Origin of the sequence: Microbacterium sp. SORGH_AS_0428 (assembly GCF_031453615.1) — a bacterium.
Taxonomy (GTDB): Bacteria; Actinomycetota; Actinomycetes; order Actinomycetales; family Microbacteriaceae; genus Microbacterium.
In genome coordinates, this window is sequence record NZ_JAVIZT010000001.1 from 1,950,429 (window position 1) to 1,971,323 (window position 20,895).

At 69.7% G+C, this 20,895-nt stretch carries 22 protein-coding genes; 9 read left to right on the forward strand and 13 right to left on the reverse strand.

Annotation, left to right across the window (positions count from 1 at the left end):
- The first annotated feature begins 18 nt into the window (after positions 1-18).
- From QE374_RS09380 to mnhG, 6 genes are read left to right on the forward strand one after another with little or no spacing between them, the layout of a single operon-like run.
- Positions 19-2,922: a Na+/H+ antiporter subunit A gene (locus QE374_RS09380; protein WP_309734251.1), complete on the forward strand. Its 2,904-nt coding sequence runs from the start codon at positions 19-21 to the stop codon at positions 2,920-2,922.
- On the forward strand, positions 2,919-3,458 hold the full coding sequence (locus QE374_RS09385) for a Na(+)/H(+) antiporter subunit C (protein ID WP_309734253.1): 540 nt from the start codon (positions 2,919-2,921) through the stop codon (positions 3,456-3,458). Before QE374_RS09380 ends, QE374_RS09385 begins: the two co-directional genes overlap by 4 nt.
- Entirely contained in the window at positions 3,455-5,020 is a 1,566-nt protein-coding gene (locus QE374_RS09390; RefSeq protein ID WP_309734256.1) for a Na+/H+ antiporter subunit D, read from the forward strand. Before QE374_RS09385 ends, QE374_RS09390 begins: the two co-directional genes overlap by 4 nt.
- Positions 5,017-5,610, forward strand: coding sequence for a Na+/H+ antiporter subunit E (locus tag QE374_RS09395; RefSeq protein WP_309734257.1), 594 nt, complete (start codon positions 5,017-5,019; stop codon positions 5,608-5,610). The genes QE374_RS09390 and QE374_RS09395 overlap by 4 nt, the downstream gene beginning before the upstream one ends.
- Entirely contained in the window at positions 5,607-5,876 is a 270-nt protein-coding gene (locus QE374_RS09400) for a monovalent cation/H+ antiporter complex subunit F (RefSeq protein WP_309734260.1), read from the forward strand. The genes QE374_RS09395 and QE374_RS09400 overlap by 4 nt, the downstream gene beginning before the upstream one ends.
- Positions 5,873-6,253, forward strand: a complete 381-nt coding sequence (mnhG, locus tag QE374_RS09405) for a monovalent cation/H(+) antiporter subunit G (protein WP_309734263.1) — start codon at positions 5,873-5,875, stop codon at positions 6,251-6,253. The genes QE374_RS09400 and mnhG overlap by 4 nt, the downstream gene beginning before the upstream one ends.
- A gap of 6 nt (positions 6,254-6,259) precedes the next feature.
- Here mnhG and QE374_RS09410 read toward each other — a convergent pair whose 3' ends face one another.
- Positions 6,260-6,706: a hypothetical protein gene (locus QE374_RS09410; RefSeq protein WP_309734265.1), complete on the reverse strand. Its 447-nt coding sequence runs from the start codon at positions 6,704-6,706 to the stop codon at positions 6,260-6,262.
- A 69-nt stretch (positions 6,707-6,775) separates the two neighbouring features.
- Between QE374_RS09410 and QE374_RS09415 the strand changes: the two genes are divergently transcribed.
- On the forward strand, positions 6,776-7,375 hold the full coding sequence (locus QE374_RS09415; RefSeq protein WP_309734267.1) for a MerR family transcriptional regulator: 600 nt from the start codon (positions 6,776-6,778) through the stop codon (positions 7,373-7,375).
- On the opposite strand, the gene QE374_RS09420 is transcribed toward QE374_RS09415, so the two are convergent.
- Positions 7,372-7,746 (reverse strand): helix-turn-helix domain-containing protein, encoded by a 375-nt coding sequence (locus tag QE374_RS09420; protein ID WP_309734269.1) that lies wholly within the window; start codon positions 7,744-7,746, stop codon positions 7,372-7,374. The genes QE374_RS09415 and QE374_RS09420 overlap by 4 nt on opposite strands.
- A 97-nt stretch (positions 7,747-7,843) precedes the next feature.
- Here QE374_RS09420 and QE374_RS09425 point away from each other — a divergent pair, with 97 nt between their 5' ends.
- On the forward strand, positions 7,844-8,698 hold the full coding sequence (locus tag QE374_RS09425) for an NmrA family NAD(P)-binding protein (protein ID WP_309734270.1): 855 nt from the start codon (positions 7,844-7,846) through the stop codon (positions 8,696-8,698).
- Between the two features lie 59 nt (positions 8,699-8,757).
- Here the strand turns inward: QE374_RS09425 and QE374_RS09430 are convergent, their stop codons facing one another.
- From QE374_RS09430 to argG, 5 genes are all read right to left on the reverse strand, one after another.
- Positions 8,758-9,468 carry a hypothetical protein gene (locus QE374_RS09430; RefSeq protein WP_309734272.1) on the reverse strand — a complete coding sequence of 237 codons (711 nt, stop codon included), beginning with the start codon at positions 9,466-9,468 and terminating at the stop codon, positions 8,758-8,760.
- Between the two features lie 432 nt (positions 9,469-9,900).
- Complete coding sequence (locus QE374_RS09435) at positions 9,901-11,754, reverse strand: YhgE/Pip family protein (protein WP_309734273.1); 1,854 nt, start codon at positions 11,752-11,754, stop codon at positions 9,901-9,903.
- Complete coding sequence (locus tag QE374_RS09440; RefSeq protein ID WP_309734274.1) at positions 11,751-12,380, reverse strand: hypothetical protein; 630 nt, start codon at positions 12,378-12,380, stop codon at positions 11,751-11,753. The genes QE374_RS09435 and QE374_RS09440 overlap by 4 nt, the downstream gene beginning before the upstream one ends.
- Positions 12,380-12,997: a TetR family transcriptional regulator gene (locus QE374_RS09445; protein ID WP_309734276.1), complete on the reverse strand. Its 618-nt coding sequence runs from the start codon at positions 12,995-12,997 to the stop codon at positions 12,380-12,382. The genes QE374_RS09440 and QE374_RS09445 overlap by 1 nt, the downstream gene beginning before the upstream one ends.
- Before the next feature lie 48 nt (positions 12,998-13,045).
- Positions 13,046-14,488 (reverse strand): argininosuccinate synthase, encoded by a 1,443-nt coding sequence (gene argG / locus QE374_RS09450; protein WP_309734278.1) that lies wholly within the window; start codon positions 14,486-14,488, stop codon positions 13,046-13,048.
- A 322-nt stretch (positions 14,489-14,810) separates the two neighbouring features.
- Here argG and QE374_RS09455 point away from each other — a divergent pair, with 322 nt between their 5' ends.
- Complete coding sequence (locus tag QE374_RS09455; RefSeq protein WP_309734281.1) at positions 14,811-14,975, forward strand: hypothetical protein; 165 nt, start codon at positions 14,811-14,813, stop codon at positions 14,973-14,975.
- Between the two features lie 37 nt (positions 14,976-15,012).
- Here QE374_RS09455 and QE374_RS09460 read toward each other — a convergent pair whose 3' ends face one another.
- The 6 genes from QE374_RS09460 to QE374_RS09485 all read right to left on the reverse strand — a co-directional run bounded on the left by QE374_RS09460 (position 15,013) and on the right by QE374_RS09485 (position 20,864).
- On the reverse strand, positions 15,013-15,693 hold the full coding sequence (locus tag QE374_RS09460) for a peptidylprolyl isomerase (protein ID WP_309734282.1): 681 nt from the start codon (positions 15,691-15,693) through the stop codon (positions 15,013-15,015).
- Positions 15,694-15,920: 227 nt separating this feature from the next.
- The gene (locus tag QE374_RS09465; RefSeq protein ID WP_309734283.1) at positions 15,921-16,676 is read right to left on the reverse strand and encodes an ABC transporter ATP-binding protein; all 756 of its coding nucleotides are present in this window, start codon (positions 16,674-16,676) and stop codon (positions 15,921-15,923) included.
- A complete protein-coding gene (locus QE374_RS09470; protein ID WP_309734284.1) occupies positions 16,673-17,482 on the reverse strand; it encodes an ABC transporter ATP-binding protein in 810 nt (269 codons plus the stop codon). Before QE374_RS09470 ends, QE374_RS09465 begins: the two co-directional genes overlap by 4 nt.
- Positions 17,479-18,351, reverse strand: a complete 873-nt coding sequence (locus tag QE374_RS09475; protein WP_309734287.1) for an ABC transporter permease — start codon at positions 18,349-18,351, stop codon at positions 17,479-17,481. Before QE374_RS09475 ends, QE374_RS09470 begins: the two co-directional genes overlap by 4 nt.
- Positions 18,348-19,310 carry an ABC transporter permease gene (locus tag QE374_RS09480; protein WP_309734289.1) on the reverse strand — a complete coding sequence of 321 codons (963 nt, stop codon included), beginning with the start codon at positions 19,308-19,310 and terminating at the stop codon, positions 18,348-18,350. Before QE374_RS09480 ends, QE374_RS09475 begins: the two co-directional genes overlap by 4 nt.
- 60 nt (positions 19,311-19,370) lie before the next feature.
- Entirely contained in the window at positions 19,371-20,864 is a 1,494-nt protein-coding gene (locus QE374_RS09485) for an ABC transporter substrate-binding protein (RefSeq protein WP_309734291.1), read from the reverse strand.
- Positions 20,865-20,895: the final 31 nt, after the last annotated feature.

The following is a 20,895-nucleotide window of genomic DNA, read 5'->3' on the forward strand; positions in this document are numbered from 1 at the left end:
ACCACGAGGAGGCCGCGTTTGCTGGTACTCCTCGCTGCGTTTGCCCTCGTTCCCCTGCTGCTCCCCTGGTTGGTTTCCCGCCTCGGAGCTCGCGCGTTCGCGGTGGCGGCCCTGCTGCCGATCATCGCCTTCGGACACACGTTGTGGCTCGCACCGCAGGTGCTTTCGGGGAACATTCCCTTCGAGACATACGAGTGGATGCCTTCGCTCGGTATCCAGCTCTCGATGCGGATGGACATGCTCAGCTGGGTGCTGACGCTCATCGTCACCGGAGTTGGCGCTCTCGTGATGCTCTACTGCCGCTGGTACTTCGCGGGCAAGCGTGAGGGCCTCGGCCAGTTCTCCGCCGTCCTCCTCGCCTTCGCCGGTGCCATGTACGGGCTCGTCCTCACCGACGACATCGTCGTGCTGGTCATGCTGTGGGAGATCACGAGCGTTCTTTCGTATCTGCTCATCGGCTACTACCACGCACGCGGCGTCAGCCGGCGTGCGGCGCTGCAGGCACTGCTGGTCACGACGCTCGGCGGGCTCGTCATGCTGATCGGCGTCGTCTTGTTCGTCGTGGAGGCGGGGACGACCAGCATCTCCACCATCCTCGCCGAGGCGCCCACGGGCCCCGTCGTCAATGCCGCCCTCGTCCTGCTCCTGGTCGGAGCGCTCAGCAAGTCGGCGATCTTCCCCTTCCACTTCTGGCTCCCCGGCGCCATGGCCGCGCCCACGCCCGTCAGCGCGTACCTCCACGCGGCGGCGATGGTCAAGGCCGGCATCTATCTGATCGCCCGGTTCGCGCCCGTCTACGCGGAGGCCGATCCCTGGCGTCCGATCATCGTGTGCCTCGGCGTGTTCACGATGCTGCTCGGTGGCGTGCAGGCCCTGCGCGAGTCCGACCTCAAGCGCATCCTCGCCTTCGGCACGGTGAGCCAGCTCGGGTTCCTGACGGTCGTCCTCGGCTTCGGCACGAGGGAGGCCGCGCTCGCCGGTCTCGCACTGCTGCTGAGCCACGCCCTCTTCAAGTCCTCGCTGTTCCTCGTCGTGGGCGTCATCGACCGCCAGCTGTCCACCCGTGACATCAACGAGCTCTCCGGAGTGGGGCGGCAGGCGCCGACGCTGGCGACCTTCTCGATCATCGCGGTCGCCTCCATGGCCGGGTTCATCCCCACGATCGGGTTCGTCGCGAAGGAGTCCGCGCTCGCGGCGTTCCTCGACGACGGGTCGGTGTGGGCGACCGTCGCCCTCATCGGCATCCTCATCGGGTCGGCGCTCACGGCCGCGTACGGCATCCGCTTCATCTGGGGTGCCTTCTGGACGAAGAAGGATGCGGACGGCACCGTGCGAGAGCGCACCGAGTGGCCCGACCCGCCCGTCGGCTTCCTCGCGGCGCCCGTCATCCTCTCCGGCCTCACTCTCGTGTCGGGGCTCGCCGCGCCCTGGGTCGACACCGCGTTCGCGCGCTACGCAGAGCTCGCTCCGCCCGCCGGCGAGAAGGCCACGCACCTGGCGCTGTGGCACGGGTTCGAGCCCGCGCTGTTCCTGTCGCTCGGCACGCTGGCGGTGGGCGCGTTCCTGTTCTGGTTCGCTCTGAAGGTGCGATGGTCCGAGCGTCGCCGTGTTCTCCCGTTCACCGCCGCCGACGCCTACAACGCCGTCCTGCGTCTGATCGCGCGCGTCTCGGTGTGGACGACGACGCTCACGCAGCGCGGCTCGCTGCCCGTCTACGTCGGCACGATCTTCGTCGTCTTCGTCGTCTCCCAGGGCGTCACCCTGTTCGCCGCTCCCGAGTGGCGCGCGCAGCTGGATGCCTGGCAGTCCCCCACCCAGGTCTTCGTCGCCCCCATCATGATCGTCGCCGGCATCATCGCGGTGCGCGCCCGCAAGCGCTACACGGGCGTCGTGCTCGTCTCGGTCACGGGCCTCGGAATGGTCGTGCTCTTCGCCACGAGCGGCGCCCCCGATCTCGCACTGACGCAGATCCTGATCGAGACCGTCACGCTCGTCGCGTTCGCGCTCGTGCTGCGACGGATCCCCGCCCGGATGGGCGATCACAACGCCTCTGTCGCACCGCTCGCGCGCGCCGTGCTCGCCGGAGCCGTCGGTCTCACGATGGCTTTCGTCGCGATCGTCGCGACCTCCGCGCGTGTGGAGTCGCCCATCTCGCTCGCGTTCCCGGAACTCGCCTACGAACTGGGCCACGGGCGCAACGTCGTCAACGTCGCCCTGGTCGACCTCCGCGGCTGGGACACGATGGGCGAGCTGTCGGTGCTCATCCTCGCGGCCACCGGCGTCGCCTCGCTCGTGTTCGTCACCCACCGCTCCGACACGCTCTCCGACTTCACCAAGCCTCTTCCCCGCATCCCCCGCCGTCGTCCGCTGCTCGAGACGTCGGAGGGCCTGCGACCCCAGGGCGCGGGCGAGAGCGGCCGTCGCGCCTGGCTCGTGGGCGGAGCCAAGGTCAAGCCGGAGAACCGGTCGATCCTGCTCGAGGTGGTCGTGCGGATCCTGTTCCACTCGATCATCATCGTGTCGCTGTACGTGCTGTTCGCCGGCCACAACCTTCCCGGCGGCGGGTTCGCGGGCGGCCTCATCGCCGGCATGGCGCTGGTCATGCGCTACGTCGCCGGCGGCCGCTACGAGCTCGGCGCCGCGGCGCCGACGGATGCGGGGCGTCTGCTAGGGGTGGGCATGCTGCTCGCCGTCGGAACCGCCGTCGTGCCGCTGTTCTTCGGCGTCGACCCCCTCACGAGCACCTGGTTCGACGTCGAGATCCCCGTGCTCGGCCACGTGGAGTTCGTGACGTCGACGATCTTCGACATCGGTGTGTATCTCGTCGTCATCGGACTCGTGCTCGACGTGCTCCGCAGCCTCGGCGCCGAGGTCGACCGCCAGAAGCTCCAGCTGGAGCAGCAGGGGGCGGGTGCCCGATGAGTGTCTCCGTCGTCCTGATCGCCGTGATGGCCGTGCTCTTCGCATGCGGCGTCTACGCGATGCTCGAGCGGAGTCTCACGCGGGTGCTGATCGGCTTCCTGCTGCTCGGCAACGCCGCGAACCTGCTCCTTCTCATCGTGATGGGCTTCCCCGGAACGGCACCCTTCTTCGCGAAGGGCGCCGACTCTGCTCAGTTCTCCGATCCGCTCCCCCAGGCGCTCACGTTGACGGCGATCGTGATCACCTTCGCGGTCTCCGCGTTCCTGCTCGCCCTCATCTACCGTTCCTGGCAGCTGGGTCAGGCCGACACGGTCGAGGACGACGTCGAAGACATCGCCCTTCGCGGTCGCGCCGCCGAAGACGAAGAGGCGATGGAGGACGAGTTCACCGCCGACGATGCGACGACGGACTTCGTGGATGCGGCGAGCGTGCCCATCACCGTGCTCGGCAGTCTCGACGTGCCGGGCATCCGAGACGACGCGCCGACCGACCGACCGACCAGCAGGCGTGACGAGAACGAGGAGGGCGAGCGATGAACGCACTTGTCCCCCTCCTGGTCACCCTGCCGCTCATCGGCGCGGCCATCGCCCTCGTGTTCGGCCGGCGCCGCCGTGTTCAGGTCGCCGTCTCGATCACGACCCTCACGGCCGTGCTCGCCATCGCGGCGGTGCTTCTCGTGGTCGTCGACTCGGGGCAGCCGCTGGCGGTCGCGGTGGGCGGCTGGCCGATCCCCTTCGGCATCGTGCTGTACGTCGACCGCCTGGCGGCGCTGCTCGTGGTGGTCTCGAGCGTCGTGCTGCTCGCGGTCCTGCTCTTCTCGGTCGGCCAGGGCGCCGCCGACGGAGACGACGAGACCCCCGTCTCGATCTTCCACCCGTCGTACCTCATCCTCGCGGCGGGGATCTTCAACGCGTTCATCGCGGGCGACCTCTTCAACCTCTACGTGGGCTTCGAGATCCTGCTCGTCGCGTCGTACGTGCTGATCACGCTCGGCGGCACCGAGTCCCGCATCCGCGCCGGGATCGTCTACATCGTCGTCTCCCTCGTCTCCTCGATCCTCTTCCTCGCCTCGATCGCCATGATCTACGGCGCCCTCGGCACGGTGAACATGGCCCAGATCGCCGAGCGGATGGGGGAGCTGCCGCAGCACGTGCAGCTCACGCTGCATCTCATGCTGCTGCTGGCCTTCAGCATCAAGGCCGCCGTCTTCCCGCTGTCGTTCTGGCTGCCCGACTCCTATCCGACCGCTCCCGCGCCGGTGACGGCGGTGTTCGCGGGCCTGCTGACCAAAGTCGGCGTCTACGCGCTCATCCGCACCGAGACGCAGCTGTTCCCCGACAGCAACGTGAACGTCCTGCTGCTGATCGTCGCCCTCGCCACGATGATCGTCGGCGTGCTCGGTGCTGTCGCCCAGGCGGAGCTCAAGCGAATCCTCTCGTTCACCCTCGTGAGCCACGTGGGCTACATGGTGTTCGGGCTCGCGATCGCGACCCCGGCGGCGATCGGCGCGACGATCTACTACATGGTCCACCACATCGTGGTGCAGACGACCCTGTTCCTCGCCGTCGGACTCATCGAGCGTCGCGCCGGCAGCACCTCGATCCTCAAGATCAAGGGACTCATGCGCGCGGCGCCCGTGATCGCGGTGCTGTACTTCATCCCCGCGGTGAACCTGGGCGGGCTCCCGCCGTTCTCGGGCTTCATCGGCAAGTACGCGCTCTTCGACGCCGCAGCCCAGGTCGGCACACCGCTCATGATGGTCCTGATCGTGGCGGGTATCGTCACCTCGTTGCTCACGCTCTACGCGCTCATGCGCGCCTGGAACCTCGGTTTCTGGCGTGAGGACGACACGGAGGAGCCCGAGGTCGAGGCGCGCGTCGAGTACCTCGGCAACGCCCCGGCCGCCGGTATCCAGACCGAACGCCGCGTCATCCCCCGCGTCATGACCGCAGCGACCGCGGGCATGGTCGCCGTCACCGTGGCCCTCACGGTGTTCGCCGGACCCCTCTACGACATGTGCACCCGCATCGGCGACGCGCTGCTGCAGCCGGTCCAGCTCGTGCAGTTGGAGACGCAGTCCGGGGAGGTCGATCAGTGATCCGACACCTCCGCGGCCCCAAAGGACTCATCGCCCAGACGTGGCGACAACTGCCGTTCTTCCTGTGGCTCGTCGCCCTGTGGATGCTGCTGTGGGGTCAGTTCACGGTCATCGCGTTCCTGACCGGACTCGTGGCGGCGATCCTCGTCACCCGGGTCTTCCGGCTGCCGCCGGTGGAGCTCTCGGGGCGCGTCAACCCCTGGTACGGCCTCGTCTTCGTCCTCGCTTTCCTCGGCGCCCTCGTCAAAGGCTCGCTGCTCGTCGCCTGGCAGATCGTGAACCCGCGGCGCTATCCCGGGGTCGCGGTCATCGCCGTGCCGCTCGCCACCAACGACGAGCTCATCCTCGCGCACACCGCCGTCACCGCATCCCTCATCCCCGGATCCCTCGTGATCGACATCGACCGCGACGAGAGCGTGCTCTACCTGCACGTCATCGGCGTGAACTCGGACGCGGACGTCGAGGCGCAGCGACGTCAGGTGCAGCGGTGGGAGCGGCGAATCGTGCGTGCGGTCGGCTCGCGCGCACAGCTCGCGCAGGTCGCGCCGGCCCGCACGGGTGGCGCCCAGGCGAAGGAGGCCGGCCGATGAACCCGCTGCTCGTGGCGATCTACCTCGTCTTCGCCGTCGCCGCCCTCCTCACGCTCTGGCGTGTGATCAAGGGACCGTCGATCCTCGACCGGGCCGTCGCGAGTGACGTGCTGCTGACCGAGGTGATGTGCGTGCTCGGTGCGGAGATGGCGATCAACCATCACACCCGCACGCTGCCGGTGCTGCTGGTGATCGCCGCGATCGGTGTGTTCGGATCCATCTCGATCGCGCGGTTCGTCGCGAGGAAGGATGCGAACCAGCGATGATCGCGCACCTTCAGGCGGATGCGGGGTTCCCGCTCGACGCCGTCCTCGACACCGCAGCCCTCGTGCTGATCCTCGTCGGCGCGCTGCTGTGCCTGACGGCCGCGATCGGACTGCTGCGCTTCCATGACGTCCCCACGCGTCTGCACGCCGCGACCAAGCCCCAGGTGCTCGGCTTCCTGCTGATCTGCCTGGCGGTCGCGTTGTCGGTGCGGAGCTGGGCCGCGGTGGCCTTCCTCGTCCCGATCGCTCTCATCCAGCTCGCGACGGCGCCGCTGTCGGCGCACATGGTGGGCCGGCAGGCGTACCGAAACCGCACGCTGGACGAGGACGCGATGTATGTCGACGAGCTGCGCGACAAGGACCCCGACCCGCGCTGACGCGTTTCAGGCGCCGACGACCACGACCCAGACGCACAAGCCGATGAAGATGGTCTGCTTGGCACCGCGCACCACAATGCGCCGGACGAACGTGCCGTCGGCATCTCCCGCCAGATGCGCTGCGCGCACGTTCGCGGGGAAGATGCTCAGCAAGAACAGCGCGAGAGCCACGGCACTGGCCAACCGGAGTGGTCCGATCAGTAGCCCGATAGCTGCTGCGAGTTCGCATGCCGCTGAGAGCCAGACGACGATCTCGGGGCGTGGGATCGAGGGCGGCACCATGGCGATGAGCTGACTGCGTATGGGGCGCACCACTCGCCCCGTGACGCCCATCGCGCACATGACGACCAGCGCGGTGAGAGGAACGGCGACGAGGGTGGTGAAGCCTGGAACGCGGAGAACGTGTAGGGCGAGCGCGAGGCCGGCGGCGCAGACGGTGGTGACGAAGACCATGGGTAGTCCTAACGGATAGTGACGCTATCCGTTATAGCGAGTGCTACTATCCATTGCAAGGAGGCCCACATGCGGATATCCGAACTCGTGGAGCGCACCGGCGTCCCGCTGCCCACCCTCAAGTTCTATGTGCGGGAGGGGCTGCTGCGCGGGCGGGCGACAGCGCCGAACCAGGCGGTGTACGACGAGGAACACGTCGAGCGGGTTCGATTGATCGGTGCTCTCACCGGTGCCGCGGACATGTCCCTCGCCCAGGTCAGGAAAGTGCTCGAGGTGCTCGACGAAGGCGCGGACCCGGTCACGGCAATGGGCAGGGCGGTGGCGACCATGACTCCCGTAACGGGGCAGTCGGCGAGGCACGCGGGCGAGGCGGCGCGAATGGGGATCCACGTACCCGAGGACTATCCGGCGGTGGAACACCTGGACGCCGCCGTCGCGGCGGTCCAGGCGGCCGGGCTCCCGTGGGACGAGGAGATCGCAGCCCGGTACATCGTTCCTCTTCGACAGATGGCCGCTTCCGAGCTCGTCCCCCTCGCAGACATGGAGCGCGGGGACGCCGTGACCTATGCCGTTCTGGGAACCGCCCTGTACGAGCCCGTGATTCTGGCGCTGCGACGACTCCTGCACGCCGAGCTGGTCATCGGGCGCGGCGCGCCGAAGAAGAGCTAGGCGCTCGCCGACTCCCCCGCCACGATGTCGTCGGCGTTCGTCGCGATCCACTCCAGCAGCGGCAGCATGCGCGCCATGAGGTCACGACCCCGATCGGTCAGCCGATACTCCACGTGGGGCGGCACCGTGGGGAACGACTCCCGCTCGACGAAGCCGTCCGCGGTCAGCTGCCGCAGCGTGGATGCGAGCATCTTCTCGCTGATGCCGTCCACGGCACGACGAAGCTCGCTCCAGCGGAGCGTTCCGCGCACGAGCGCCGAGAGCACGAGAACACCCCAGCGACTCATCACGTGGTCGAGCACCGTTCTCGTAGGGCACGCGTGGGTGAACAATCCCTCAGGCAGGGCCTGTAATTTCACAAAACTCACCATGACGTGGGTACCTTACTCCAAAGTGGGTACCTGACAAAGGGAATGTCTCAAGCGGAAGGTGGGCTTACCCCCACGTACCGGATCGAAAGGACACCCCATGACCATTCTCGTCACCGCCGCTAGCGGACACCTCGGCCGCCTCATCGTCGACAGCCTGCTCGAGCGCGGCGTCGCCGCATCCGACATCGTCGCAGGCGCCCGCAGCCTCGACAAGGTCGCCGACCTCGCCGACCGGGGCGTGCGCACCGCCGTCGTCGACTACGACGCACCCGAGACGCTCGACGCCGCCTTCGCCGGGATCGATCGCGTCGTGCTCGTCTCGGGCTCCGAGGTGGGCAAGCGTCTGGCCCAGCACCAGGCGGTCATCGACGCCGCCGTGGCCGCGAAGGTCGGTGGGCTCGTCTACACGAGCCTCTACCGCGCCACCACGAGCCCGCTGCCCCTGGCGGCCGAGCATGTCGCCACCGAGGAGGCGCTGGCCGCATCCGGCCTGCCCCACACGATCCTTCGCAACAACTGGTACATCGAGAACTATGCGCAGGATGTGGCCCGCGCCGCCGAGTCCGGCGTGATCGCCGCCGCCGTCGCCGACGGGAAGGTCGCAGCGGCCGCCCGGGCGGACTACGCCGAGGCCGCCGCGGTCGTCGCGACGGACGACGCGTACCTCGGGCGCGTGCTCGAGCTCGCCGGTGATGCAGCGTTCGGCTATGCCGACCTCGCTGCCGCCGCCGCCGAGATCCACGGGCGCGACGTGACGTATGTGGCGCTGTCCGAGGAGCACCTGCTCGAGACCCTGCGCGGTGCCGGACTGGACGAGGGCACGGCCGGCTTCGTCGCCGCGCTGGATGCGGGGATCGCGGCGGGCGCCCTCGACTCCGACGACCACACGCTGTCGCAGCTCATCGGCCGGCCCACCACGCCGCTCATCGACGCACTGCGCGCCGCGCTCTGAGGCAGACGATGACGAAGGGGCACCCGCGCGATGCGGGTGCCCCTTCGTCATGAGCGCTCTCAGTACCAGCTGGTCGCCTGCGAGTGACCCCACGCCGCGCACGGGGTGCCGTAGGCGCGGTCGATGTAGTCCAAGCCCCAGCGGATCTGGGTGATCGCATTGGTCTGCCAGTCGTCGCCGGCCGAGGCCATCTTCGATCCGGGCAGCGCCTGCGGGATGCCGGTCGCACCACTGCCGTCGTTGTACGCCTGGTAGTTCCAGCTCGACTCGCGCTGCCACAGCGACTCGAGGCACGAGAACTGGTCGTCGCCCCAGCCGTAGCTGTCGGCTGCCATCGTGCGGGCCGCTGCGCGGGCGCCGTCGGGAGTGTTGGCTTGCGCGATCGCGGCTGCTGCCGCTTCGGCCGCCGCCTGTTGCTCCGCGGCCACGCGGGCGTCGTACGCGTCCCTCTCGGCGGTGACGCGAGCCGTCGCATCCCGCAGCACGGTGATGGACGCTTCAGCCACCGCATCCGAGAGCTCCGTGGAAGAGCTCAGCCGGGCGATCTCCTTGTCGAGCGTCGTCGTGTCTGCCTTGCCTGCCGCAGAGGCGGAGACGGAGTTCGCCAGCGTCAGGTAGAGCGACGCGTCGAGGTCGATCGCGCGCGGTGCGGGATCTGCGGGAGGCGTGGTGGCCGACGGCGTCGGCGTGGGCGCCGCGTCGTCGGAGGCTGCGAACGCTGCCGTGGGAACGAGAAGGGGGACGGCCACCACGAGGGCGGCAGCGCTCAACAGGGCGCGGCGAAAGCGGGGCAATATGGCTCCAGGGTCAAGCGGCCTGCCTGACGCGGGGCACGGAGAACGCGCGGGCGCGAGTGACGTCGGGGACGATCACGCGCTGCGCCAGCAGGATGGACAGGCCCCGTCGTCGGGGCTGCCGCCGTGCGAGTTCGGGCTCGCGGGCGACTTGGACACGGTAGGGGGGCTTTCTGGACGAACCGTGGCAGGACCCTGGGCGTGCGGTGTATGCGCCCGCATCCGTCCCGGCGTCGGCCCACGCCCGCGAGACTGTCCCCACGCCCACTCCACGCCCGCTGCGCGGACGCGGAGCCTCGGGGCGCGGGGGCCCACTCGCGCACGAGATCACTGTCATTACCCGTGATCTCGCGCCGAAGACGCAGTCTCGCGGTTCCTGGGGGAGGGCACCGCGATCGGATGCGGGGGCTAGCCGATGAGGGAGGGGGCGAGGTCGCGGAGGGTGCGCTTGTGCGTCATCCGTGTGACGCCCAGCGCGGCGAGCACCAGGGCGCCCAGCATCCAGGTGACCAGCACCGTGATGTCGCTGCCGATCCGGGCGATGTCGCCGCCGTACATGAGCTGTCTCATCGCATCGACGACGAAGCCCATCGGCAGCACGTGATGCAGCCCCGTCAGCGGCGCCGGGAGCGTCTGCCACGGGAACGTCCCGCCCGCTGTCACGAGCTGCAGGACCATGAGCACGAGACCCAGGAACTGGCCGACCGATCCGAACCACACGTTCAGCGCGAGGATGATCGCCGCGTACGTGAGGGATGCGAGCACCATGATGCCGAGCGTCGAGAGCGGATTCGCGAACGTGAAGCCGAGCGCGAGCGACAGGACGCCGAACAACGCGATCATCTGGATGCCGCCCAGAAGCCCCGGCGTCAGCCAGCCCGCCAGGGTGATGCGGACGGGGGAGTGCAGGGCCGTGACCGCGCGACGCGAGATGGGCTTCACGATCAGGAAGAGCGCGTAGATGCCGATCCAGCCCGCGAGCGAGGCGAAGAAGGGGGCGAGACCCGCGCCGTAGTCCGCCGCGGAGGCGACCTTGCTCGATTCCACATCCACCGGATCGGCGATCGTGTCGGCCTGCTGCTCGCGCAGCGCCGCGTCGGAGTCGGGGATCTGCGCCACGCCGTCGGCGAGCCCGCTCGAGAGCTGCTTCGCGCCGTCGTCCAGCTGGGACAGACCCGAGGTGAGCGTGCCGGTGCCGTCGCGGAGCGCCGCCGCACCGGTGGCCGCGGATGCGGCGCCGTCGGCGAGCTGCGCCGAACCGCTCGCGAGACTCGCTGCTCCCTGCGACACCTGGGCTGCGCCGGCGTTGAGCCGGTCGACTTGGCCGACTGCGGACTGCACGCGATCGTTCACAGAGCGCACGTCGCCGCCGAGGGTGTCGAGGCGCGCGAGCACGGCGTTGATCTCGTCGGGAGTGAGCCCGCGCGCGGCGAGCTCGTCGGCGATCGCGGAGCGGATGGCGGGCAGATCGTTCACCACGCCCTGCGCTGCCGTGGCCGCACGGTCTGCGTAGCCGTCGAGCGTGGCCGTGCCCGCCGCCACCTGGCTCGCGCCGTCGGCGAGCTGCGACGCTCCGCCGGCGAGCTGGGAGGCGCCGGAGGAGAGCTGGGCCGTCCCGTCGGCGAGCTGGGAGGCGCCGTCGCCGAGCTTCTGCGATCCTGCCAGAGCGGATGCCGCGCCGTCGGCGAGCTGGGACGCGCCGTCGGCCGCGGTGACGAGATTGCCCCGGATGTCGCTGATCGCCGTCAGCAGCCGGTTGGCCGCCTGGGTGCCGACCAGCTTCGCGACCGAGGCGCGGATCTTCTCGATCGCCTGGGAGCCGATCGTGGAGGCGAGGTAGTTGTTCGCGTCGTTGGTCGACAGCTCGAGCCCCGCCTGACGCGGCGAGGTCCCGGCGGCCGACTGCAGGGCGTCGGAGAAGTCGGCGGGGATCGTGACGGTGAAGTCGACCGCGCCGTGCTGCAGGGCGTCCTGGGCGCCGTCGGCGCTCATCCGCTGCCAGTCGAACGTGCCGTCCTTCACGAGGTTGTCGGCGACCTCGTCGCCGTAGTTCGTGGTCTCGCCGTTCTCGGTCACGCCCGCATCCAGCACGACGAGGCCGACCGGCACCTGGTCGAGGCGGCCGTACGGATCCTGATTGGCCCACAGGTACAGGCCGCCGTAGAGTACGGGCACGCACATGAGGGCGATCAGCGCGATGACCGACATCTTCGTGGACGTCAGTCGGCGAAGCTCCGCCGTGATCATCGCGGGAACCTTCATCGCGCCACCTCCGTCTCATCCATCTCTGCCCGCTCGGCGCGGCCCGCGAGAACCGCACCGGCCGCCTGCCCGGCGATCACCAGCACCGCGAGCCCGCGGCCGGCGAACTCCTCCGCCAGCTCCCACCACACGTGCGGATCGCCGCCGTGCCTGTCGGGGGAGACGAGCACGAGGGCCGCCACATCCGGACGCAGCACGCTGAGCTCCAGCAGGATGCGCAATCGATCCGCGGGAGCGACGTCGGCGATGGGCGTGCGCGAGATCTCCAGCAGGCCGGCCTCGGTGAGCCACGCCTTGGTCGCGATCGGGTTCGAGGGGCGCCCGGCGAACATGAGCTCTTCGGAGACGACCGTGAACACCGTGACGTTGGGAGCGGGATCCGATACGTCGGGTGCGTCGACCAGCGCGACCTGGCGACGGATCGCGGAGTTGTCCTCCGCGCCGCCGATCAGCACCACGCCGGTGTCGGGCCGCATCCGCCCGCTCGCGATGAGCCCGAGAACCGTCGGACGCTGCTCGGTCTCCGCGGTCGCGAGTCTCGCGCTGCCGCTCTGGTAGGCGAGGGACACGGGTGCCAACGCCTGGCCGCCGCGTCCCTTGCTGACGGTGATCGCCTCGACGCGCATCAGTCCTCCTCCGCCAGCTCCGGGTGGGTCTCGAGCAGGGCGTCCGTCTCGCGCCAGGAGAGTCCGGCGATACTGAGCACGGTACGCACCGCGAGCCCGCGCGCGTGCGAACTCGCCGCGTCGATACGGGTGATCACCATGCGCGCGGCCTCCTCGATGAGTCGCGCGAGCGTCGCCGCGGTCAGGTCGGCGCGCAGTGTTCCGGCATCCTGTCCCTCGCGCACGATCGCCATCAGGCGGCGCCGGACGGGAGCGAGGATGTAGGCGGTCTGCTCGATGTGCGCGTCGTCGAGCGCGAGGGATGCGGCGACCTGCACCTGCGCGGCCTCGTCCCACAGCCGAGCGGTCAGTCGAGCGAGGGCGAGAGGCGCCGGCTCGTCGGTGGTCGTCTCGGCGGCGAGGGCGTTGAAGCGCTCGGCACCGGAGCGGACGAGCTCGGCCACGAGGGCGCCCCTGTCGGGGAAGTGGCCGTACACGGCGCGACGGCTGACGCCCGCGGCCTCGGCGATCGAGGCGATGGATGCGTGCGGGTCGCGCGCGATCAGAGAAGTGGCGGCCTCGACGAGCGCCGCGCGATTGCGCAGGGCGTCAGGGCGCGACGAAACAGCGGTGGGCATGACGGGAAGTCTACGCCCAAAACTGCACACTGGTGTGCAGTTTTTTGCTCAGTCGGTGCCGGAGTCGAACGCGGACGCCTCGTTGACCGCATCCGTCGCCTCGGCGAGATCCTCGCGCTCGGCGTCGTACGGCTCGGCGTGCTCGACGATCTCGTCCGAGGCGCCGCGTCGCAGCTCGCCCATGAGCGCGCCGGTCGCGCCGCCGATGAGTCCCAGACCCGCGTACTGCTCGAGACGCGCGCGCGAGTCCTGGATGTCGAGGTTGCGCATCGTGAGCTGGCCGATGCGGTCGGTGGGCCCGAACGCCGCGTCGCCGACGCGCTCCATCGACAGCTTCTCCGGTCCGTAGGACATGTGAGGGGCGGTCGTGTCGAGCACCGAGTAGTCCTCGCCGCGACGCAGACGCAGGGTCACCTCGCCCGTGATGGAGGAACCGACCCACTTCTGGATCGACTCGCGCAGCATGAGCGACTGCGGCTCCAGCCAGCGGCCCTCGTACATGAGGCGGCCGAGACGGCGTCCCTGCTCGTGATAGGTCGCGAGGGTGTCCTCGTTGAGGATGGCGTTGACGAGGCGCTCGTAGGCGATGAACAGCAGCGCCATGCCGGGGGCCTCGTAGATGCCGCGGGACTTGGCTTCGATGATGCGGTTCTCGATCTGGTCGCTCATGCCCAGACCGTGACGCCCGCCGATACGGTTCGCCTCGAACACGAGCTCCACCGGATCCGTGTACTCGACACCGTTGAGGGCCACCGGGCGACCGCGCTCGAAGGTGACCGTCACGTCCTCCGTGGCGATCTCGACGGCCGGATCCCAGAACCGCACGCCCATGATGGGCTCCACGGTCTCCAGCGACACGTCGAGGTGCTCGAGCGTCTTGGCCTCGTGGGTCGCGCCCCAGATGTTCGCGTCGGTCGAGTAGGCCTTCTCGGCGCTGTCGCGGTACGGGAAGTCATGCGCGACGAGCCACTCGCTCATCTCCTTGCGGCCACCGAGCTCGGTGACGAAGTCCGCATCCAGCCACGGCTTGTAGATGCGCAGCGCGGGGTTGGCGAGCAGGCCGTAGCGGTAGAACCGCTCGATGTCGTTGCCCTTGTAGGTGGAGCCGTCGCCCCAGATGTCGACGCCGTCCTCCTTCATGGCGCGAACGAGGAGGGTGCCCGTCACCGCACGGCCGAGGGGCGTCGTGTTGAAGTAGGTGCGTCCGCCGCTGCGGATGTGGAAGGCGCCGCAGGCGAGGGCCACGAAGCCCTCTTCGACGAGCGCGGTCTTGCAGTCGACCAGGCGCGAGACCTCCGCGCCGTACTGCAGCGCACGGCCGGGGATCGAGGCGATGTCGTCCTCGTCGGGCTGGCCGAGATCTCCCGTGTAGGTGCAGGGCACGGCCCCCTTGTCACGCATCCACGCGACGGCGACGGAGGTGTCGAGGCCTCCGGAGAACGCGATGCCGACGCGCTCGCCGACGGGCAGGGACTGCAGGACCTTGGACATGCTCTCGATTCTACTGAGCCGACGGATGCGGCCCGTGCCGCCCGGTGCTGTGGACAACTCGTCCGGCCCTGCGGCGGGCGGAAGCGGTCTGCGTTGTCTACTCTCGGCGTATCGACAGCACACCCATCCGACTCGGCCGTCGATTCCGGTTCCCGCCCCACGCGCGAGAGAACGACCCTGAATCCACCGGAGCGGACTGCGCGGAACAACTGACCGAGCCCCCAGGCGATCTTTGGGGAAGCGGCATCGAGGACGAACACGGCGTGAAATGGCTCGCAGTCACTTCACTGCCGATCGCTCCCTATGGGGCTGACAGCGCGCCGTGCACATCGGGGCTTGCACGGCACTGCATCTGAGCGAGCCCCTCGCGAACGAGCTGCTCGGCGTCGACGACGCACGCCGCATCCTCATCTACTTCGCGCACGGCGAGCAGCCCACCGGCGTGTACGCCTGGCACGACATCACCGACTCGTTCACGAAGCGCTGATCGCGCCCCGCGCTGCCGGACACGGATGCGGGCGCGCTCAGCCGACGGTCACACCGGTGATCGTGACCGGCGTCTTGGGCTTGCCGTCGGCGCCGCCGCTGTCGGTGCCGGCCGCGGCGATCTGCTGCACGACGGCGATGCCGGCCGCATCCATCTGGCCGAACACCGTGTAGTCAGGATCCAGGCGCGTGTCCTCGTAGACGAGGAAGAACTGCGAGCCGTTCGTGCCGGGGCCGGCGTTGGCCATCGCGACGGTTCCGGCGGGGTACGTCTCGGATCCGTCGAGCTCGTCGGCGTAGCGGTAACCCGGTCCGCCCATTCCGGTCGCGGTGGGGTCGCCGCACTGCAGCACGAAGATGCCGGACGTCGTGAGCCGGTGGCAGTTCGTGTCGGTGTAGTACCCCTGGGTGGCGAGGGAGACGAAGCTGTTCACCGTGCACGGGGTGCGGTCCGCATCCATGCTGATCGGGATGTCGCCGGCGGAGGTCTGCAGCGTGACCGCGACGGTGCCGGTGACGGCGGGCTCGGTCGGAGGTGCGGTCACGTCGCGCGCAGCGGCGCCGCCGGCGGAGTAGGTGCAGGTGCCGGCCGTGTCTGTGGCAGCAGCCGGAGCCGTGCTCTGGGCGGTGAGGGCGGGGGCGGGGGCCGCGCTCGCGCACCCGGCAAGGAGGGCGAGGGCGGCGACGGCGAGGGGGAGAGCGAGGAGTCGGGCACGCATGCAGTCAGCGTATCCGTGCGCATGCGATTCGCGATGTGGTCCTCGTGGATGCGGCCGGGGTGCGCGGGCGTTGCAGGCGGGGGCCGGGGTGCGGCGTGGGCGGGTTCGCCCGACGGGAGCGCCACACTTCTGCGCACCCGCGATAGTTGTTCTCAGGCGCAGTTGCGCAGAAGTGTGGCGATTGCGCACCTGCGACGCAACTCGGGCGGAGAAGCGGGGCGCCGGGGTCAGCGGGGGAGGCGGGGGACGGCGGCGACGAGAGCGCGGGCGTAGGGGGTCTCGGCGGCGGTGAGGATGCGGGCGGTCGGCGCCTCCTCCACGACACGGCCGTGCTGCAGCACCACCGTCCGCTCGCACAGGGCGGCGACGGCACCGAGGTCGTGCGAGACCATCACCAGCGCGAGGCCCGTCTCGTCGCGCAGGCGTGCGAGCAGCTCGATGACTTGCACGCGCGTGGTCACATCCAGCGCGCTCACCGGCTCGTCGGCGAGGAGCACACGCGGGCGCGACACGATCGCCCGGGCGATCGCGATGCGCTGGCGCTGACCGCCCGAGAACTCGTGCGGGTAGCGCTCGAGGGTGTCCGGCGCGAGCCCCACCGCGGCGACCGCCTCGGCGACACGGGTCGCCGCATCCGCTCCCGACGCGAGCCCCAGCGAGCGCAGCGGCTCACCGACGATCCGATCGATGCGCTGACGCGGATCGAGCGACGAGTACGGATCCTGGAAGACGGGCTGCACGCTGGAGCGGAAGCGCCGCATGAGGGCGCGATCGCGCAGGGCGAGGGGCGCGTCGTCGAAGCGCACCTCGCCGTCGCGCGGACGTGACAGCCCCAGCAGCAGGCGCAGGATCGTGGACTTGCCCGCACCCGACTCGCCCACGAGCCCGACGGACTCACCGGCACCGACGGAGAGCGACACGTCCTCGAGAACCGTCTGCGACCCGTACGCGAACCCAGCTGCGCGAAGCTCCAGCACGCTCATCGCGCACCCCCTCCGTCCCGCGCACCCGCGTCGAGGGCAGCGTCGAGGATGCGTGCGCTGCCGATCAGCTGCGCCGTGTACGGGTGCGCGGGCTCGGTGAGCACCGCGGACACCGTTCCCTGCTCGATCACCGAGCCCTGGCGCAGCACGATCACGCGTTCGGCCATGCGGGCGATCACCGCGAGGTCGTGACTGACGAACAGAAGAGCCATACCGCGTTCGGCGACCAGACGCTCGAGCAGCGCGAGCACGCCGTCCTGCACCGTGACGTCCAGGGCCGTGGTCGGCTCGTCCGCGATGAGCAGACGCGGCTGGGCCGCCAGAGCGATGGCGATGGCGATGCGCTGACGCTGTCCGCCCGAGAGCTCATGCGGATAGGCCCGGGCGATCCGGGTGTCGGGCAGCGCGACCTCGGCCAGCGCTGCGGCGACGGCTTCGCGCAGTGGCGTGCCGCGCAGCCCGCGCCAGCGCCGCAGCGGCTCGGCGATCTGATTGCCCACCCGCATCAGCGGGTCGAGGGCCGTCAGCGGCTCCTGGAACACGATCTGCGCGACGGGCCCCCGCAGGGCGCGAAGGTCCGCATCCCGCGTGCCCACGACCTCCCGGTCGTCGAGCCGGATCGAACCGGATGCGGACAGCGCCTGCGGCAGCAGACCCAGCACCGCGAGGGCGGTCAGCGACTTGCCGGATCCGGACTCGCCGATCACCCCGACCCGCTCGCCGGGCGCGACCTCGAACGAGATGTCGCGTACGGGCGTCGCACCGCCGGCGCGCACCGAGAGTCCGGTCACCGAGAGAAGGCTCATCGCGACCTCCGCCGTGTCGGGTCGGTCCACTCGCGCAGTCCGTCGGCGAGGAAGTTGATGCCCAGCACCAGAGCCACGATCGCGATGCCGGGGGCGATGGCGCCGACGGGGGCGGTCAGCACGGTTCCCTGCGCCTCCTGCAGCATGCGTCCCCACGACGCGTTGGGCGGCGGGGCGCCGAGACCGAGGTACGACAGGCTCGCCTCCGCGAGCACCGCGATGCCGAACTGCAGCGCGAGGCTCACGAGCAGCGTCGGGGCGATGTTGGGCATCACGTGCTGCCGGATGATGCCGCCCAGGCGCGTCCCGCTGGTGCGCGCGGCGATGACGTACTGCTCGCCGAGAACGCGGCGCGCCAGGATGCGGGTGAGCCGTGCGACCACGGCCGACATCGCCAGCCCGATCGCGAGGATCGCCGAGAACAGCGACGGACCCTGCACGGCGACCACGAGCATCGCCAGCAGGAGCACGGGGAAGGCGATCACCACGTCGAGCGCGGCCGAGAGCGTGTCGTCGAGCCAGGGGCGCGCGAAGGCGGCCACCAGCCCCAGCGAGATCCCGATCACGGCCGCGATCAGCACTGCGCCCGCCCCGACCGTCAGAGCGATCCGGGCGCCCACCATGAGCTGGCTCAGCAGGTCGCGTCCCAGGCGGTCCGTGCCGAGCAGGTGCGCGGGGCTCGGAGATTCGAGCCGGTCGCCGCTGATGTCGCTCAGCGGATACGGCAGCCAGACGAGCGAGACGATCGCGGTGAGCACGACGAGTCCCACCAGCACGCTCCCGATGATCAGGGTCGCGTGCGGTCGGCGCCGCCGGACGGATGCGGTGGCGACCGCATCCGTCTGCGCCTTCAGGGCCGCCCCGCTCATCGGTTGCCCGAGACGCTCGTGCGCAGGCGCGGATCGATCAGACGCTGCACCACGTCGGCGGCGAACCCCACGAGCAGCACGAAGAGGGTGCTGACCACGAGGACGCCCTGGATGTTGGCGAAGTCGTGCTGCTGGATGCCGGTGAGCAGCATGCTGCCGAGCCCCGGCAGCGTGAACACGCTCTCCACGACGACGGCGCCCAGCAGCGTCGTCGAGAGTTCGATGCCGAGGACGGCGACGACCGGCACGGCGCCGTTTCGCACGCCGTGACGCAACAGCGCCTCGGTGCGGGAGGCACCCCCCGCCCGGGCCGTACGCAGGTAGTCGCTGCCGAGCACGTCGAGGGTCGCAGCGCGCACGTAGCGGCTGAGCGACGCACTCATCACGATCGCGATCGTGATGACCGGCAGGGTCAGCGAGCGCAGGGCGTCTGCCGGATCCTGCCAGTCGCGCCGGGGGAATCCTCCGGAGGGCAGCAGGCCCAGCTGGAGGGCGAAGATCCAGACCAGGATGACGCCGACCCAGAACACCGGAACCGCGACACCGAGCTGCGCGAACCCCGACAGGACGATGCCGTACCAGCGGTCGGCCTTCACCGCGGCGGTGATGCCCACGATGAGCGACACGACGAGCGCGAGGGCGAAGGCGAGCAGGGTGAGGGGGAGCGTGATCGCCAGGCGCGCGGCGACCTCGTCGCCGACCGACCGCGACGAGATGTAGGACTCCCCGAGGTCGAAGCGCAGCAGCTGCGCGGCCCAGGTGGCGAACTGCTGGACCAGCGGCTGGTCGGAGCCGACCTGGGCGCGGGCGGCCGCGATCTGCTCCGGCGTCGCATCCACAGAGAGCAGGGCGTTGGCGGGGTCGCCGGGCAGCAGCCGCAGCAGGACGAAGATGACGACCATGGCGACGACGAGGGAGACCGCGAGGAACGCGGCCCGACGCAGCAGATAGACGACCATGGGGTTCACCGGGAATGGATGATGCCGCCGACCCGGTCGGTCGGCGGCATCATCCGTCGATCAGGACTTGACGATGTCGTAGGCGAAGAACTGCGAGTTCAAGCCGTTGACCGGGTACCCGCTGACGTCGCTGGAGGCGACGACGATCTGCGGGTAGAGGTACAGCCACACGCTAGCCGCATCGGCCGCGATCTGCTCGTTGACCTGCTTGAGCAGCGAGGTCTGCTCGTCGACGGTCGTGGCCTGCTCGGCCTCGGACACCCACTGGGTCACCTGCGGGTTGTCGTAGCCCCAGTAGAAGTCGGGGTTGCCGTACCAGACCACGTCGCGGTCGTTCACGTGCTCCTGCAGGGTGGCGGTGAAGTCGCGGTCCTTGAAGACCTTCGTGTACCACTCGTCCGCGCTGATCGTGTTGATCTCGACCGTGATTCCGACCTCGGCCAGCTGCGACTGCAGGAACTCCGCCACGGCGGGGTGCGGGTCGTAGCTCGGGGTGTCGAGGGTGAAGGTGAAACCGTCGGCGTAGCCCGCCTGCGCGAGAAGCGTCTTGGACAGCGCCGGGTCGTAGGGGTTCACGCCGGTGAGGTCCTCGTACCAGGGGTCGGTGGGCGGCACCATCGAACCGATGAGGGTGCCGTAGTCGCCCCAGATCGAACTCAGCAGCTTCTTGGTGTCGATGGCCGAGTACACGGCCTTGCGCACGTCGACGTTGTCGAAGGGGGCGACGCGGTCGTTGAAGGCGAGCAGCTCCTTCGTGGTCGAGGTGCCCTCGCTCACGACGTAGTCGCTGTTGCCGTCGAACTGCGCCAGCTGGTCCGGGCCCTGGATGCTGGTGATGAGGTCGATCTCACCCGTCAGCAGCGCGTTGTTCTCGGCCGTCGCGTCGGTGAAGTACGTGAAGACGACCTCGGCGTTCTTCGCGGGGCTGCCCCAGTAGTCGTCGAAGCGCTTGAGGGTCAGCGTGCTGCCCTGCTTCCACTCGTCGAGCGTGTACGGGCCGGTGCCGTCTTCGGTCGTGGTCAGGTCGCCCGCTTCGGTGTTGACGATCCACACGTAGCTCAGGTTGTAGAGGAACGAGATCGAGCGCTGCGAGAGCGTGAACACGACCGTGTTCTCGTCGGGGGTCGCGATGTCCGCGATCGGTCCGAAGCTCGACTTGCGCGCCGACTTCGAGTCGTCCGCGAGGACGGCCTCGACGCTCGCCTTGACGTCGGCGGAGGTCAGCTTCTTGCCGGAGTGGAACTCGACGCCGTCGCGCAGCGTGATCGTGTAGGTCAGGCCGTCGTCGCTGACCTCTTCGGACTCGGCGAGCAGCGGCTCGACCTCGCCGTCGTCGGTGAGCTTGTACAGCCCCTCGTAGACGTTGCCGTTGAACGCCTCGGTCACGCCCTGGCCGCCGCCCTGGGTGTTGCTCAGGTTCTGCGGTTCGTACAGCGAGCCGATCACGATCGTGGCGTCGTCGGCGTTCTCGGCCGTGCCGGAGCCGGCGGCGCAGCCGGCCAGCAGCAGGGCTGCGGCAGCGGCGGCCGTCACGGCGAGCAGAGGTCTTCTCATGCGGGGATACTCCAGGGTGCTGTGGGTGGGG